Source organism: Corynebacterium sp. CCUG 69979, assembly GCF_024454095.1.
In the GTDB taxonomy this organism is placed as follows: Bacteria; Actinomycetota; Actinomycetes; order Mycobacteriales; family Mycobacteriaceae; genus Corynebacterium; species Corynebacterium genitalium.
Genome location: NZ_JAGPZA010000011.1, coordinates 1 through 16,381 on the forward strand (window position 1 = coordinate 1; position 16,381 = coordinate 16,381).

Annotated in this window: 12 protein-coding genes and 2 pseudogenes; 6 read left to right on the top strand and 8 right to left on the bottom strand. The window is 64.7% G+C overall.

The features are described from left to right. Nucleotides 1–147: 147 nt before the first annotated feature. The 4 genes and pseudogenes from KBX18_RS07325 to KBX18_RS11810 form a co-directional block, all read right to left on the bottom strand. Nucleotides 148–264, bottom strand: a pseudogene (locus tag KBX18_RS07325) (IS6 family transposase); the annotation flags it as partial. Nucleotides 265–871: 607 nt separating this feature from the next. Further along, a complete protein-coding gene (locus KBX18_RS07330; RefSeq protein WP_255995459.1) occupies nt 872–1,774 on the bottom strand; it encodes an NADP-dependent oxidoreductase in 903 nt (300 codons plus the stop codon). Further along, nucleotides 1,771–2,994: an MFS transporter gene (locus KBX18_RS07335; protein WP_255995460.1), complete on the bottom strand. Its 1,224-nt coding sequence runs from the start codon at nt 2,992–2,994 to the stop codon at nt 1,771–1,773. Before KBX18_RS07335 ends, KBX18_RS07330 begins: the two co-directional genes overlap by 4 nt. Nucleotides 2,995–3,011: 17 nt before the next feature. Further along, nucleotides 3,012–3,227, bottom strand: a complete 216-nt coding sequence (locus tag KBX18_RS11810) for an SDR family oxidoreductase (protein WP_275433012.1) — start codon at nt 3,225–3,227, stop codon at nt 3,012–3,014. A 64-nt stretch (nt 3,228–3,291) separates the two neighbouring features. Here KBX18_RS11810 and KBX18_RS07345 point away from each other — a divergent pair, with 64 nt between their 5' ends. The 3 genes from KBX18_RS07345 to KBX18_RS11885 all read left to right on the top strand — a co-directional run bounded on the left by KBX18_RS07345 (nt 3,292) and on the right by KBX18_RS11885 (nt 6,719). Next, nucleotides 3,292–3,891 carry a TetR/AcrR family transcriptional regulator gene (locus KBX18_RS07345; protein WP_255995461.1) on the top strand — a complete coding sequence of 200 codons (600 nt, stop codon included), beginning with the start codon at nt 3,292–3,294 and terminating at the stop codon, nt 3,889–3,891. Nucleotides 3,892–4,109: 218 nt separating this feature from the next. Then, nucleotides 4,110–5,708: a MobF family relaxase gene (gene mobF / locus KBX18_RS07350; RefSeq protein ID WP_255995462.1), complete on the top strand. Its 1,599-nt coding sequence runs from the start codon at nt 4,110–4,112 to the stop codon at nt 5,706–5,708. A gap of 51 nt (nt 5,709–5,759) precedes the next feature. Next, nucleotides 5,760–6,719: a replication initiation protein gene (locus KBX18_RS11885; protein ID WP_370687237.1), complete on the top strand. Its 960-nt coding sequence runs from the start codon at nt 5,760–5,762 to the stop codon at nt 6,717–6,719. On the opposite strand, the pseudogene KBX18_RS07355 reads toward KBX18_RS11885, so the two are convergent. Then, a pseudogene (locus KBX18_RS07355) lies at nt 6,633–7,344 on the bottom strand (IS6 family transposase). The gene KBX18_RS11885 and the pseudogene KBX18_RS07355 sit on opposite strands and share 87 nt — an antisense overlap. A 111-nt stretch (nt 7,345–7,455) precedes the next feature. Here KBX18_RS07355 and KBX18_RS07360 point away from each other — a divergent pair. Next, a complete protein-coding gene (locus KBX18_RS07360; RefSeq protein ID WP_255995463.1) occupies nt 7,456–7,932 on the top strand; it encodes a TM2 domain-containing protein in 477 nt (158 codons plus the stop codon). A 192-nt stretch (nt 7,933–8,124) separates the two neighbouring features. Further along, on the top strand, nt 8,125–11,028 hold the full coding sequence (locus tag KBX18_RS07365) for an ATP-dependent Clp protease ATP-binding subunit (RefSeq protein ID WP_255995464.1): 2,904 nt from the start codon (nt 8,125–8,127) through the stop codon (nt 11,026–11,028). Between the two features lie 245 nt (nt 11,029–11,273). Here KBX18_RS07365 and KBX18_RS07370 read toward each other — a convergent pair whose 3' ends face one another. Then, a complete protein-coding gene (locus tag KBX18_RS07370) occupies nt 11,274–12,632 on the bottom strand; it encodes a lipase family protein (protein WP_255995465.1) in 1,359 nt (452 codons plus the stop codon). Between the two features lie 103 nt (nt 12,633–12,735). On the opposite strand from KBX18_RS07370, the gene KBX18_RS07375 reads away from it, so the two are divergent. Then, on the top strand, nt 12,736–12,909 hold the full coding sequence (locus KBX18_RS07375) for a DUF4236 domain-containing protein (RefSeq protein WP_005288553.1): 174 nt from the start codon (nt 12,736–12,738) through the stop codon (nt 12,907–12,909). 7 nt (nt 12,910–12,916) lie between these two features. Here KBX18_RS07375 and KBX18_RS07380 read toward each other — a convergent pair whose 3' ends face one another. After that, nucleotides 12,917–15,469: a hypothetical protein gene (locus KBX18_RS07380; RefSeq protein WP_255995466.1), complete on the bottom strand. Its 2,553-nt coding sequence runs from the start codon at nt 15,467–15,469 to the stop codon at nt 12,917–12,919. 49 nt (nt 15,470–15,518) lie between these two features. Beyond that, the gene (locus KBX18_RS07385; RefSeq protein ID WP_255995467.1) at nt 15,519–16,379 is read right to left on the bottom strand and encodes an A/G-specific adenine glycosylase; all 861 of its coding nucleotides are present in this window, start codon (nt 16,377–16,379) and stop codon (nt 15,519–15,521) included. Nucleotides 16,380–16,381: the final 2 nt, after the last annotated feature.

Sequence of the window (16,381 nt, forward strand, 5' to 3'; positions counted from 1 at the left end):
ACATCGAATGCAATGGCTATATTGAAGGAGCGAAAGCCACCGGGTGGAAACAAGCCATCAACCAACTAGCCGTGGCATACCCCGACCGATTCGCCGACTACTTGTAAACCAAACCCCCGCACACAAAGAATCGGACACCCTCGTACGCCCCGCTGAAGTCATCATTTCCTCCAGATCGCGGTAGCTCACCCCGTAGCGGCAGTACCACCGCACTGCCCACAGAATGATGTCACGGGGGAAATGACGACCGGAGAAGATACCCATGGCTGTGATTATTTCACGTCAATCTTCCTACTGCCCCAACTTTGCAACAGCACCCTGCCGTGTACCGCATCAGTTCCGCTGCTTCACGGTCACCGCGCCAGGCCCCAGGCCTGGCCTCGTGCAACCGGATCAGCAGGGCACGCAAGCCCTCTGGCGTCTCGAACCCGTGGCGCGGCGAGCCATCCGGGGCTGGGGCATCGTCGCCTGTCGTGGGTGGGGTGTGTTCGGTCACGGTGGCACCTCCCGTGAAGGAGGTGCGCCACCGGAACCCACGCCAGAACGCGCACCAGCGCATCCCTACAAAGGCGACCCGTCAGCAGACGCGCCGCTCACCCTGCGCCGCGCATAGAGCTGTTGATGCGGATACGCGTTGTGCGTCGATACGGGCGACTGATGTGCGCCGGGGATTACACCCCGGTACGGCTGGCCGAGCACTTGGGCGTCAAATGGACGAGGGCACCCGGCGCTCAGTCACACTTCGAGTTGCTGGCGGTAGGGAAGTCCTGGCTGCTCCGTTGACTCCACTGCGCACAACCTGGACGGAGTAGACGCTCTGTGAGCACCTCGACCCGCACCAGCTGGAATAGCTCGACACATGCGTATTGCCCTACGTCGTGAGGACGACTTTGCCGAGTAGACCGCCTACCTCGGCGCTTCTATGTGCCTGCTCGATCAGAGCAAGCGGGTACTGTTCGGCGACGCGCAGTGTGAGCTTGCCCGAGTCCACAAGGTCAGAGAGTTGTCGGAGCCGTTGCGAGTCGTGCTGGACGTAGTTATGCACCGCGATCACTGCACGTTGTTCAAGAGTTTCGGGGATGGTGTCGTCGCTGATGGTGACGAGCCTGCCTCCCTCGCGCAGCAGGTGAGGGTGGTCGAAGATGCCTGCGGTATCGAAGATTGCATCGAACGCACTCATGCTCGTCGGGTTCGAGTGCGCGGATGCGGCCCCGAGTTCGAGGACTGCCGCCTCGTGTTCCGGACGTGAGACCAGCCCCGCAATCGTGAACCCTGCGCGTGCGGCGAGCTGCACCGCCATGCCACCGACACCGCCTGCGGCACCTGTGATAAGCAGCCGCTCACCGTCTTTGAGGTCGAGCCGTTGCAGCGCTTGGTCGGCGGTCAACGCAGCAAGCGGTAAGGTCGCCGCCGTTGGCAGATCGACGGACTCCGGCGCAGGCGCGAGGAACTGGGCGGGGATCGTGACGTACTGCTGCCAGCTTCCCGACCCGTCCGGCCGGGGTGGGTGCATGGCAATGACCCGATCGCCCGGCGACCAGCCCGACTCGATGGGCGCGGTAATGACGATGCCCGCCAAGTCCCAGCCGAGCACCGCCGGGAAGCGGCCAGCCTGTTGCGGTGTGCCAGGCGTGCGGGTCTTCACGTCAACCGGGTTGATCGTGGAGGCGATCACTGCGACCAGAGCTTCGCCCGTGCCGGGTTCCGGGATCGGCGCGTCCTGGACGGTCAGGACTTCGGGGCCGCCGTAGCTGGTGATGGGTGCGATCTTCATGCGTGTGTCTCCTCGGTCGCGGAATCAGTGGGGGTCGTGTCAGGTCGTGGCTTAGCGCGGAGTGCAACGGTCGTGAGGATCAGGCCGAGGATGGCGAAACCGGCCCCGCCGAAGCCGCCCCATTGCAAGAGCCCTGCGGCGACACCGACGCCGCCGAGGGCGGAGCCGATCGCGATGGCGAGGTTGTACGCGCCGACGTTGACCGCCAGCGACAGGGTTGGCGCGGCTCCCGCGTGGCGGAGGACGAGCGACTGCAAGGGGGCGATTGTCGCGGTGGAGAGCAAGCCCAGGATCAGCACGAGTCCGATCATCGGCACCCGGTATCCCGCGAGCAGTGGGAACGCGGCCAGTGTGACGACGAGGGCGAGGAACACCCCGACGAGTGTCTTGCCGAGCGAGAGGTCGGTGAGGCGACCGGCGATGAGGTTCCCGATGAAGCCGCCGATGCCGTATGCGAGCAGCAGTGCGGGGATCACTCCTGCTGCGATGCCGGTCACGTCGGTCAGCAGCGGCACGAGGTAGGTGAAGACCACGCTGACTCCGGCGAACCCGATCACCGTGGTCGCCACGGCCAGGAGTACCGGGCCGCGCAGCAGGGCGCGGATCTCATCGCGCACGCCGGTGGTCGGCGCGGGAGTGCGAGGCATCGTCCATACGAGCAGCAGGGTGCCGAGGATCGCGGCGGCGGCGATCACCGCGAACGGGAGCCTCCAGTTCGTGCCGCCACCCAGGAATGCCCCGAGGGGCACGCCCAGCACGGTAGCGACCGTGAGCCCGGAGGTGACGATCGCGATCGCCCGGCCCTGTTTCTCCGCTCCGAGCAGGGCGGTCGCAGTCGTGAGACTGATGGCGAATAGCGTGGCCTGGCTGCACGCGGAGACCACGCGGCCGACGATGATCCACGCTAACGATGGCGCGAGAACGGTCAGCACCGTGCCCGCGATGAACAGCACCCCGAGCCCGATGGCGAGCCCCTTGCGCGGCAGCTTCGCGGTCAGCACGGTCACGATCGGCCCGCCGATGGCAACACCGAGCGCGTAGGCGGTCACGGTCTGGCCCGCTGCTGCGATGGAGACCGAGACATCGGCCGCGAGCTGCGGGAGGACTCCCGCGACGAGGTATTCGGCGCTGGCGGTGCAGAACACCAGCAGCACAAACCCCGCCAGCGCGAGGCCAGGACGTACAGGATGGGAGTGGACAGAGGTTTCGGTTCTGGTCATGTTCATTTCGTGCGGGCTCAGAGGCTGGAGCCGCCGGTGGCGTCGATCGTCTGCCCGGTGACCCAGCGCCCGCGATCGCTGGCGAGGAAACTGATGATGTCGGCGACGTCCTTGGGGGTGCCGATCCTGCCGAACGCGGAGACCTGCGCGGCGCCGTCGCGGGCGAGCGCTGCTGCGGTGGCAGCGCCGATGCCTCGGGATGCGCCGGTGATGAGAGCTGTGGATCGGGTCATGATTCCTCCGTAGTGATAGTTACGTAATCGGGCTTAGGGTATCATAGCAGTCACTATGGAAACCATGCGCAAGGCAGGACGCCCACGGACGTTCGACCCAGAGCAGGCACTCCACCGTGCCCTCATGGTGTTCTGGGAACGGGGCTACGAGGGTGCGAGCATGACCGCGTTACAGGAGGCGACCGGGCTGACAGCACCGCAGCTCTACCGGGCGTTCGACTCCAAGGAACGCCTCTTCAAACGAGCGGTGCGGCTCTACCAGGAGGAGTACGGCTTCGGCATCCGACCGGGCATCCCCCTCGCCGACGCTGTCATCGAGTACCTCGACCGAGCCGCCCGCGAGTTCACGACCGAGCCCGGCCTTGGATGCCTGGTGTCAACCGGGCTGCTCGCCACGGGGCAGGACGCCGAGGCCGCCGCAGCAATCTGCCGAGCAGAACGAGACCAAGCCCTCACCGGCCTCCGCCAGCGCATGACCGACGCCATCGCTGACGGTGAACTCCCTGAGACGACCGATGTCACAGGACTCGCTCGCACTATCGGAGCCCTGATTCAGGGCATGTCCGTCCAGGCCAGAGACGGGGCCGCATACGAAGACCTGGCACACCTCGTCACCGTTGCACGGACGCTGCTCGCCACATCCAAGGGAACGTCAAAGCCTTAGCGCCCAGGCACCACCACGAGCCGCGTTTCTCCACTCCGTCCGTCTGACAGCCGCGCGCTCCACTGCAAGTACCCGCGTCGCAGACTCGCCTTACGAGTCTCCGACCTGCTGCGTCTCGCCCTTTCCACCTGCTGACGCCTAACTACTGGATGCACGTATGCCACGGCGGGGCCGTGGTGCGCACCTCCCTCATGAGACGACTCATGAGGGAGGCCAGAATGAAGGGCGGGGTGATCTTGTTCCACGGCTCTGGTGCTGCCGCGCGCCGCTATGTCGAGGCCGACCGCTCCCGCGCCGATGAGTACTACCTCGGCGCGGACGACGCCGTGGCCGAATACACGGTGCTCGATGCCAGCGGCGAGGTCACCGCCGCCCGTTCCCTGACAGCGGATCAGTACGAGGGCTGGGTGGACTGGATCAACCCGATCACGGGCGAGTCGATGGGTACCCCACGTGCGGCCGCTAAGGGGACGAACGGGTCGCCGTTGTTCGCGGAGATGACGATCAACGCCCCCAAGAGCCTGTCGGTCGCCACCGCCCTCCATCCCGGAGTCTCCGAGGCACTCGACGCCGCGCAGCAGGACGCGCTGGCGGAGATACGGCGATGGTTCGGTCAGCACTCCGTGACGAGGGTCGGGCCGCGTGAGGCGCGGGAGGTCGTGCCGATCGAACAGATGCAGGTGGTCGGTATCCGGCACAAGACTTCTCGGGCGGGTGATCCGCACCGGCATATCCACATGCAGATCGGCACGAGGGTGTTCACCGCTGGGAAGTGGCGGGCGCTGGACACCGCCGCGCTGTTCAAGCAGCAGGGTGCGATCCGCGCGTTGGGCACTGTGGTGATTGCTGCGCACCCGCAGCTCGTGCGGGCGCTCGCCGATCACGGTCTGACCCTCGACGCCGCATCCGGTGAAGTAGTCGAGTTGGAGTCGTTCAACGCGGTCATGTCGAAGCGCTCAGCACAGATCAGGCGCAACCTTGACCGGCTTGAAGTCAAGTGGGAAGCCGCGCATCCTGGCGAAGTTCTCGGCCCGGTCGTGACGGCGCGGATGCAGGGCATCGCATGGACGCACCAACGCCCTGGCAAGAAGCCCACCGACCTGCATGACGAGCAGTGGTGGGTGCAGGAACTGCGCGATGCCGGTTACGACCCCACCAATCTTGAAGGCAAGACCGTGCAACGCCTGGCGCTGTTGGATGACCTTGCTGTGCAGGAGGTTGCATCGCGGGCGCTGGATCGGTGCGCGGCCGGGTCGTCGGCGTGGACGCGGCACACTGTCCAGGAGCACGTCACCAGGATCACGACCGAGCACGGTGTGCAGGCGACACCCGCCGAGTTGCGCGAGTTCATCACCCTGGCGACCGATCTTGCTGTCTCTGATTGCTTCTCCGTGCTCCCGCCGGGAGCACCCACGCCGGAGCATGTCGCCCATCTGACCAGCGTGCAGGTCGTCGCCGCCGAGACCGCGCTTCGCGACCAGCTCACCGCCGCGACGCCGGATCGGGAGGTGGAGCACCCCGACGTGACCGAAGCCGCACAAACGACAGGGCTGGACGAGGGTCAGACGGTCGCGGCGGCGGCGGTCGCCTCGACCGATCCGCTGGTGATCGTGGAAGGCGCAGCAGGCAGCGGGAAGACCACAATGCTCGGTGTCGCCATCGAGGTCGCGGCTGAGCACAGCAGAGGTGCGCGGGTGGTTGCGCCGACCAAGCGTGCTGCACAGGTCGCACACGATGAACTCGACGTGCCTGCTACGTCGGTTGCGGCACTGGTGTACGCGCATGGGTGGCGATGGAACCCCGAACTATCTGAGTAGCTTCGTGTCCTACCCCAATACGAACAACATCTGTGAAACTATGGCCGTATGATGACGAGTGACGCGGTCCTTACGCCCGACCAATGGCGTGAGCGTTACTTGTCTCGGTATCCGCTTGCGACCGATGACCTCGATCTGGGCGTGTGGCGTGAGCGCCGGGAACGCGCTCTCACACGGCAGTACGTCGAATCCAGCCCGCGCGCCCTCGTAGCTGCCGTAGTGATCGACGTAGACCGGCCAGACACCGTTCTGAGGGCCTTTGAGCGCCCAAGCGAACACCCAATGCCGTCTTGGGTCGTGGAGGGCAACAAGGGGCACGGGCACGTCGGGTGGTGGCTCAACGCCCCGGTCTGCCGGACGGACGCTGGTCGAGTCGATCCGCTGCGTTATCTCGCCCGAGTCACTGAGGGGCTGCGCCGGTCCCTCGACGGAGACCCGGCGCACACCGGACTGTTGACCCGGAACCCTCTGCACGAAGATGCTGACGTTATCTGGGGTACAGATCGCGCGTACGGACTGCGCGAGCTGGGAACGATCCACACGCCCCGTCAGCTTCCACGCAAGCCGGAACGATCCAGCGGTCTAGGTCGCAACTGCGCGATGTTTGATGCTGCGCGTCGGGAGGTCTATGGCCTACATGATCCCGCTATACCGATGGACGATTGGCACCGGATCGTCGTTCAGCACTGCCACCAAGTGCACCGTTCCTTTGACGATGCCCTCGGGGGGCCATTGCCGTTCTCCGAGGTGCAGTCCACGGCGTCATCCATCGCACGTTGGACTCGCAGGAACTTCATTAGCAAGTCCGAGTACCAAGCAAAACGGGGCAGAATAGGCGGTATCAAGGGTGCTGTTGCAAACTTCAGGCGGAGAGCCGTGACGACCCAGTCTTCATCCTCTGATGCTCGCTGCGGGTCGGCGTTCTCAGGCAGCCTCGAACACCCGGTTGACGATCACCGCATCCGGGTTCGGTTGCCCGTAGGCAAACATCGCGCCCTGGCCTTTCCGTAATGAGTGCATCGCTTCCATCCCTTTCAACGTCCGGTACGCCGAGGTCCGGTTTTTGAACGCCCCCTTCGGTCCGAGGATCCGCTTCAGCCGACCATGGTCGCCTTCCAGGATGTTGTTGAGGTATTTCACCTGCCGGTGTTCTACTGTTGGCGGGCAGATTCCCTCTGACTTCAACTCGGCGATTGCCCTGGCTAGGGAGGGTGCTTTATCGGTGTTGATGACCCGCGGGGACCCGGCTGACGCATTGGATCTGAGGGCCTTGGCCAGGAAACGCTTCGCTGCGGCGACGTTACGCTTTGGGGACAGGTAAAAATCCAGGGTCTGGCCACCGGCGGTGATCGCCCGATAGAGGTAGCACCACCTGCCGCCGACCCGGATATAGGTCTCGTCCACCCGCCAGGACCGGGCCTGCCAATCCGGGACTTGTCGGTACCACCGAGTGTGCTTGTCCAGCTCAGGGGCGTATTTCTGGACCCAGCGGTAGATCGTGGTGTGATCGACCGGCACGCCCCGCTGAAGTCATCATTTCCTCCAGATCGCGGTAGCTCACGCCGTAGCGGCAGTACCACCGCACTGCCCACAGGATGATGTCACGGGGGAAATGACGACCGGAGAAGATGCCCATGGCTCTGATTATTTCACGCCGGTCTTCCTACTGCCCCAACTTTGCAACAGCACCTATTATCGCAAGTAGTCACTTTCAAACGGTTAGCGATTGATGAAAGGTTCTCCCCCCATGAGCTCCATGTGGAACGGCTACCCCTACGGCCAGCAGTATGACCGTGATGGCCTGCCTGTCACGGGCGCTCACCCGGGCCACGAGAGCTACGGTTATGGTTCCTCCCCGCAGTACTTCGCCGAGCCGTATGCGCAGGAGCATTACGTCCAGCCGGCGTATCATCCGCCGGCACCGTACATGGCTCAGCCGTATCCGTACCCCACTAAGCCGAAGAACAAGGTCATCGCTGCTTTGCTGTTCTTCTTTCTCGGTGAATTCGGGATCGGAAACTTCTACATGGGGCAGACGGGCCGAGGAGTAGCAAAACTGGTCCTTCTTGCCGCGACGTTCTTCTTCGCGATCACGATCATCGGGCTTGTCGTAGCCATCCCTATGGGCATTGCGTTAGCGATCTGGCCGTTGGTGGAAATGATCTTGGTCCTCACTGGCGCGGCGGGCTACGACCGCGACGGTAATGGTGTGCCCTTGGAATAGGGGGACCAACCCGCCCTGGATCCCTGCTAAAAGGCGATCGAGGGCTGTTCGCTACTGGCGAACACTACTGTGAGCTGGACTTTTGTGTCTCCGTGGCGGAATGAGACTGCAAGCAGGGAAGGGGTTTGGCAGCTGCGCGTTATGGTGGGTGGAACAAAAATTAGCTGTCTTTAGCCATAAAGGGGTTGCCACATGTTCGAGCGGTTTACAGACCGTGCACGGCGCGTGATCGTGCTGGCCCAGCAGGAAGCACGCGACCTGAACCACAACTACATCGGTACCGAGCACATCCTGCTCGGCCTGATCCAAGAGGGCGAGGGCGTTGCCGCCAAGGCCCTTGAATCCATGGGCATCAACCTTGACGACGTCCGACGTGAGGTCGAAGAGATCATCGGGCGCGGCTCCCAGCCACACACCGGCCACGTGCCGTTCACTCCGCGTGCCAAGAAGGTACTGGAGCTCTCCCTGCGTGAGGGACTGCAGATGGGGCACAAGTACATCGGCACGGAGTTCCTGCTCCTCGGCCTCATCCGCGAGGGTGAAGGCGTAGCTGCACAGGTGCTGATCAAGCTCGGTGCGGATCTGCCGCGCGTGCGTCAGCAGGTCATTCAGCTGCTGTCTGGTTATGAGGGCGGCGAGGGCCAGAACCCCGAGATCGCCGAAGGCCAGCAGGGCGGCCCGGGCCTGACCGGCGCCGGTGCTGGCTCCGGCAGCATGGGTGGCATGGGCTCCAGTCGCGGAGGCAACCAGGGCGAGCGCTCCAACTCGCTTGTGCTGGACCAGTTCGGCCGCAACCTCACTGCCGCTGCCAAGGAAGGCAAGCTCGATCCTGTCGTCGGACGCGACAAGGAGATTGAGCGCATCATGCAGGTGCTGTCGCGCCGCACCAAGAACAACCCGGTGCTCATCGGTGAGCCGGGTGTGGGCAAGACCGCCGTCGTGGAGGGTCTCGCCCTAGACATCGCCAACGGCAAGGTTCCGGAGACCCTGAAGGACAAGCAGGTCTACTCTCTCGACTTGGGCTCCCTCGTGGCTGGTTCCCGCTACCGCGGCGACTTCGAGGAGCGTCTGAAGAAGGTGCTCAAGGAGATCAACCAGCGCGGCGATATCATCCTGTTCATCGACGAGATTCACACCCTCGTCGGCGCGGGTGCTGCAGAAGGCGCCATCGATGCTGCATCGCTGCTGAAGCCGAAGCTGGCCCGCGGTGAGCTGCAGACCATCGGTGCCACCACGCTCGACGAGTACCGCAAGCACATTGAGAAGGACGCCGCCTTGGAGCGTCGTTTCCAGCCGGTGCAGGTCGACGAGCCGTCGGTGGAGAACACCATCCAGATCCTCAAGGGTCTGCGTGACCGTTATGAGGCGCACCACCGCGTCTCCTACACCGACGACGCGCTCGCCGCAGCTGCGAACCTGTCGGACCGCTACATCAACGACCGTTTCCTGCCGGACAAGGCTGTCGACCTCCTCGACGAGGCCGGTGCACGCATGCGCATCAAGCGCATGACCGCCCCGAAGGGTCTGCGCGATGTCGACGACCGCATCACCGAGGTGCGCCGCGAGAAGGAAGCGGCTATCGACGCCCAGGACTTCGAGAAGGCTGCCGGCCTGCGCGACACCGAGCGCAAGCTGGGTGAAGAGCGTGCTGAGAAGGAAAAGCAGTGGCGCGCCGGCGAGCTCGAGGACATCGCTGAGGTCGGCGAGGAGCAGATCGCGGACGTGCTGGCCAACTGGACCGGCATCCCCGTGTTCAAGCTCACCGAGTCCGAGTCTTCGCGCCTCCTGCACATGGAGGACGAGCTGCACCAGCGCATCATCGGCCAGGACGACGCCGTCAAGGCAGTCTCCCGCGCTATCCGGCGCACGCGTGCCGGCCTGAAGGACCCGAAGCGTCCGTCCGGTTCCTTCATCTTCGCCGGTCCGTCCGGTGTGGGTAAGACGGAGCTGTCCAAGGCGCTCGCTGAGTTCCTCTTCGGCGACGAGGACTCCCTGATCCAGGTGGACATGGGTGAGTTCCACGACCGCTTCACCGCGTCGCGCCTGTTCGGTGCGCCTCCGGGATACGTCGGTTACGAAGAGGGTGGCCAGCTCACGGAGAAGGTCCGCCGTAAGCCGTTCAGCGTCGTGCTTTTCGACGAAATCGAGAAAGCCCACAAGGAGATTTACAACACCCTCCTGCAGGTGCTCGAAGAAGGCCACGTCACCGACGGCCAGGGCCGTAACGTGGACTTCAAGAACACGGTGCTGATCTTCACCTCCAACCTGGGTACGTCTGACATCTCCAAGGCTGTCGGACTGGGCTTCAGTGGCGCCAGCGCCACCGACTCGGATGCCCAGTACGAGCGCATGAAACAGAAGGTTCATGACGAGCTGAAGAAGCACTTCCGCCCCGAGTTCCTCAACCGTATCGACGAGATCGTGGTCTTCCACCAGCTCACCCAGGAGCAGATCGTCGAGATGGTGGAGCTGCTCGCTGGACGCTTGGCGAAGAACCTCGAGACCCAGGACATGGGTATCGAGTTGTCCGAAGATGCCAAGAACCTCCTGGCAGCCCGCGGTTTCGATCCCGTGCTCGGTGCGCGCCCGCTGCGCCGCACCATCCAGCGCGAAATCGAGGATGTCCTGTCGGAGAAGATCCTTTTCGGCGAGATCGGTGCCGGTGAGATCATCGAGGTCGGTGTGACCAACTGGGACGGCAAGACCGACTCGCCGCGCGACTACGAGAACGCCGAGTTCACCTTCACCCCGAAGCCGAAGCCGCTGCCGGAGGACACCTTCGGTGAGTTGGAGGATGATGATGTCCGCGACATCGCTCCCAAGGACGGCCAGGAGGACTACCAGGTACGCGCGACCACGCCGGTTGACCCGGATGAGACCGACGAGCCCGGCCCGGACTCGGACCCTGCGGCTGACGCTGACGCCGATGCTGACTCTGAGAGCAACTTCGGTGAGGACGGCGCCCCCGGCACCGCCCTGCTTGACCGCCCGCGTGACGGTCGCGACAGTGATGACGGCGACAACGCCGACGGCACCGACAACACTGACGGCCCGGACCCGGACGATCTGTCCGATGGTGACGGCGAGAAGGCCTAACCCTTAAGCCGTCGGGCCGTCAGCCCGAGCCGAACAACCCGCGCATCCCCTCACTAGACGAGAGAGGGGAAGCGCGGGTTTCGGCGTTTCACGCCCCGCTCAAGATATAGATTGCATCCTTACTGTGGCAAGAGAATATGACCTGGTGTTATAGGCACCGGGCGACGGCCACATGCAATCTATATCTGCGCCTCGGTCGCGCCTTACGCCAGGTCCCACCCAGCCCTTAGGGCGGTCCAGGAGACCTAGAATGTGCCGCAATTCGTTCCGGCTGGCAGACCGTTGAAGCGGTCCATGAGCCAGGTCATGGACGGGGGAGCTTGGCTGAAAATTCCTACGGCGTGGTTGGCGCCGAGTTTCACGCCCGGGGTGAGTGGGGGTAGGGCGTCGTCAAGCAAGGTGACCTGCGCGCCGAGGCTGCAGTGGTCGCGCGCCATCTGCACTACCTGACCGCTGGGCACAAGGTCGTCGTTGCCGGGCGTGGACACCATGATCGGGGCTGCGGGTTTGCGGCGGCCGAGCTTCTGCGCTTCGAGCTCGCGGCGGATGTCCGGTTCCGAGGTGACGATGTCGCCCAAGCTGCGCCCTGAGGTGGTCATCGTGCGCGAATCCTGCAGGCCCCAGCGCAGCGCGCCGTCAGGCATGCACGAGTCGCGGGTGGTGGCGATGAATTCGCGGCCACGCGCATTGACATGCTTATCGACGACCGCCCCAAACTCCGGATACCTCTCCGTCCACCCATGCAACGCGTAGCCGATAACGGCGCCGATGGAGGAGTTGTCGACTCCGCGGATGGACTCGATCAGGTCCGCCGGCGGCGCGCCAGAGTAGGCGCCTTTGACGTTGAGATCCGGCGCGTAGGTGCTGGCCATCTCCGCTGCGGCCGCCGAGGCACCGCCGCCTTGGGAGTAACCCCAGAACCCGACCGGAGCCCCGGGCGTGGTCGTGGCGCGGGCGGCATCGAGCATGGCGTGGCCCTCTTCGTCGTGGAGGACGTAGGTGTGCGCGCCGGGTGTGCCCAGGCCGATGTAGTCGGTGACCACCACGCGCATGCCCAGCAGGGATGCGGCGTGGTAGTGGGCGATCTCGTAGTTCGTCGCCACAGCCGGCAGGTTGGGGTCGACTTGGCCGAGCATCCATGGCCCACGGCTCGGCGCGCAGGTGTCGCCGGCGCCGCGGGTGCCGGGGCCGAACACGACTGTCGGGGTGGGGCCGCCACCCTGCCACGGGTTAGCCGGTTCGATGACCACGCCGCTGACCGGCACGATCCGGCCGTCGACAGTCGTGGAGGTGTAGAGGATCCGCTCGGCGTAGCCGGGGAACTCCGGACCGAGAATGTTCAGTAGGTGTGGTGCCGGCTGGGTGCGCAGGATCTTGCCGGGCCGGTCGAGCTGGTCGGCGGGCACCGGGTCGTCGTAGAACGGGTCGTACGCGTTGGTCGGGTTGCCGGACGGAGTGGTCGCCGCGTGCTGCAGACCGCGATGCGCTTGGTCGACCGCGTCATGAGCACCCGCTGCCGGCACACCCGTTGCCGCAAGCGTCAACGTCGCAGCAGTAGTCGCCACCGCCGCCTTGAAACTTAGCCGAGGGAAAACATGTGCCATACTCCAGGATCCTAGCCAGGCCCCTTACGCGCCCGCTGGAAAATCGAGAAAGAGTGCGGGTTGACGGGCGCGGTGGCCGCCACGTCTCGTACGATCATGACCCATGGGAATCACGTACCGTGGCAAGAAGAAGCTGAACAAGAACACCTGGGTGAACACGTCGGGCTCGGGTGCCTCGCTGTCTAAGAAGTTCGGACCTGTCACCGTGAACTCGCGCGGCGGCGTCTGGGTCAACCTGCCCGGCGGGCTGACCTATCGCGGCCGCTGGAAGAAATAACGTGGCTTTAACTACCTCCGCTGCCTTCGCTGCGCAGGCGGGCAAGCAGGTTGCCGTAGGCGGGTGCGCCGGTGCGGTCGCTGAACTCGTCAAGGTGGAGTTCCACCCAGAGCATCATGTCGGAGCGGTCGATGTCGCGGGCGCGCTCCCAAACGTTCTCGAAAACCAGCGCTGCTTCGTCGTGGTGGCCGGCGCTGCCGAGCGCGAAGGCGTTGCGGCCGCGAATGAGTGTGGACACCATGGGGTTTCCCACCTCCGTGAGCACGGGGATTGCCCAGGTCGTCAGCGCGATGGACTCTGCATGGCGGCCGGTGCTGCTGAGCAGTTCGACTAGGTCGGAGATCCAATCGTAGGTTTTCACCAGGAGTTGCGGCGCGTCTTCGTCGTAGCGCAGGACTTCCTCGGTGAGCGATTGGAACCGCTGACTGGTGGCAGGCCATTCCTGGGCGAAGAAGTCGTCGCCGGTGCGCGTGATGAAGCGTGCCATTGCTGCCGCAGCTTCGAGCCGGGCCCACGGTTCCGCTGTGTCTGCGGTGGTGTCGAGGAGGTGTTCGGCGGTACCGGCGAGGTTTTCGGCGGGGGAGGCGAGTTGGGCGTCGATAAGCAGGTTGAGCGCGGTGCCGATGAGCACGACGTGCTGCGTGACGTCGCCTGTGCGTTCGGCGAGGAAGGCGGCGCTGAGGATTTCCTGCGCACCGCGTAGCTCACTGCCAAGGCGTCCGAGCCGAATGCCCTTGAGTGGGCGCAGCATGACTTCGGCAGCCTCCGGGTCGTCGATAACGTCCGGGTGAACGCGCTGTTCAGTCAGTGTCTTGTCGATCATCGCGATGGCATCCATCTGGCGCCCTGTTTGAATCGTGCCGGAAGTCAGGTCGCGCAGCAGCGGGTAGGAAATCTTCTCTGCGGCGGCGAGTGAAACAGCGAAATCGAGGAGCTCATGGGCACGGCCGGAGTCCTCCTCGTCGAGCTCGATGAGCCGTGCGAGCAGGCCGCAGGTCTTCTCGATAGCGGTGTCCGGATCGAACGAGGCCACGAACGGCAGCGCGTGCTTGCCGACGTCCCCGAGGTACTCCTCCGGAAACAGCCCCTCCAAGAGGAGATTGATCTCGATGGTGCTGCGCAACTGCGGGTCGACGGTGGGGTCTTGCGCGAGAGCCATCATGTCCCGGAACATCTGGGTGATGTCGTCCATGGATTGCGGCTCGCGGCTGCGGATCTCGGACATCCGCGGGTCGGCGTCGGCGCGGGTGGGGTATTGGGATCCGTCGTAGCTTCCGTCGATGCGGGCTTTGGCGTAGGTGACCAGCTCTGGGTCGTAATCGGCGTCGACGGGGTGGAAGCAGATGTCGCGCGGGGAGTCGTCTTCAAGCTTTGAGATGGCAGTGTCTTCAAAGTGATCCGCGTCAAGGGTGGGGACGCGGTGGCGTTCGTTGTAGTAGCGCGCCCAGAAGTCGTTGCCGTTGCGGGCGTCGCCTTCTGCGGCGTCGCGTAGGGCCACTCGGCCGAAGTCATCGGTGAGTGCGGCCACTGTCGGGTTCGGGCCAACACCTAAGTCCCGCTGCCACCGCGGTGAGGCGTAGCGCACCATGGCGCGTTCGCCGTGGCCGTTCTCCGCAGCGGTGCGGAAGAAGATGAACAACGCTCCAGCGACGCCTTCGGTGTCGTCGATGAACGGCTCCGTGGCGCTGACGAGCGCGAACGCTTCGTCAGCGAGGCCGCCTTGAAGCAGGAATGTCGCGATTTGGATGACCGCCTCGTTCAGGTGCGGGTCAGCGACGGCGAGCTGGAGGGCGATCTGCGCGCGCCGGACAGACTTCTCGTAGTCGATGTGGGAGGCCAGCGGGCTCAGCGATTCGGCGATCATCGCTGCCGGCTGGTTTGTGCTGACGTGCCCAGAGTCCACCATGATGTCGACGATCTCGTCGCATTTGTCCAGCATGTCTTGCTCAAGATAGGCCATGGCTGCAATGTCGTGGCGTCGCAGCCACTCAACGGCCCCCAGCTTATCGACATCCCCTGCACCCGGAATGTACCCGTCCAACAAGGGAATAACCCGGTCGCTTTCGTTGCGGTTCTGGTGGTGGGCGATTCTCAGGTTGAGGATGTCGTCCGGGTCGTCGAAGACTTCTTCAGCGAAAGCGAGTGCTTCCTCCGACTTCTTCACGGTTCCGTCCTCACGGCCGGGAATGCGCGCGATGATGAAGTCCAGAAAGATCCGGAACAGATTCGGCATGGGGGTGCCGTCTTCGTTGAGAGGTTGCGCAGGGTCCGTGGTTGCGGAGGAGGCGTAGTGGTGCGCGCGGAAGCGGTCCGGTTCGCGTTGGTGCATCGCGTACAGGTCTTTGAGCTCGTCTATTGAACCGACCGGATCGTGCGCTGCCCGTGCGTACATCGCATCGAGGCGGGTGCGGTAGGCCAGCTCCTCGCCCTCGGGTGTGCCATCTTGGGCCATCAGGGCGATGAGGGGATCAATCTCGGCGAGGTACTCGTCATGCGGCATGCCGGCCGCAGATTTCTCGCTGAGGTCTAGGGCTTTGTAGTTGAGCTCGTAGAGGTCCATGCGGACAATGCTAAACGTTTCCTGAGAACGCGGCAGGCGGCTCAGGCGGCTACGGCAGGCGGAAACGGCCGTCGGCATCCTGCACGGCCAACCCGTCCTCCAGCAGCGAGTACAGCGCGCGGGAGCGCTGCGGCGCGTCTGGCCAGACCACGTCGAACACGCCCTGCTCGACGGGCGTATTGGCCTCGCGCAGGACCTTCATGATTTTCCCGCGTACCTGCCGGTCCGTGCCGACGAACTTCTGCACTTTCTTGCCCGCCAGTTCCTCCTCGGTGGGGGCGGGGGAGCCGGCGGCGACCCAAGCGCAGTCGCTGATCAGTGGGCAGGACTCGCACGCGGGGTTCGTCGCAGTGCAGACCAGGGCGCCGAGCTCCATGAGACCCGCGGAGAACACATCCGCGTCCGTGTCCGGCAGCAACTCCCCGACCCATTCCAACTCGGCCTTCTGCGGTTTCGCCACCGGCCGCCCCAGCACGGCGCGAGCGTAAACTCGGCGCACATTCGTGTCCACCACGGGCACGGCCTGCCCGAACGCGAAGCACGCCACGGCCCGCGCGGTGTAGTCGCCGATCCCCGGTAGCGCCAGCAGCTTATCGACGGCGCTGGGCACCTGCCCGTTGTGAACGTCGACAAGCGAGGCGGCGCATTCCTGGAGCCGCAACGCGCGACGCGGATACCCGAGCGTGCCCCACGCGCGCAGCACCTCAGAGGTGGGCGCGGCGGCGAGATCCGCGGGCGTGGGCCAGCGCCGCATCCACTCACGCCACTGCGGGGCGACGCGGGCGACGGGAGTCTGCTGGCTCATGACCTCGCTGAGCAGCACGCCCCACGGCGGCGTGCCCGGCTCGCGCCACGGCAGATCGCGGGCGTTCGCGCGGAACCACTCGGTCACTTTCGCGGGATCAATCACAG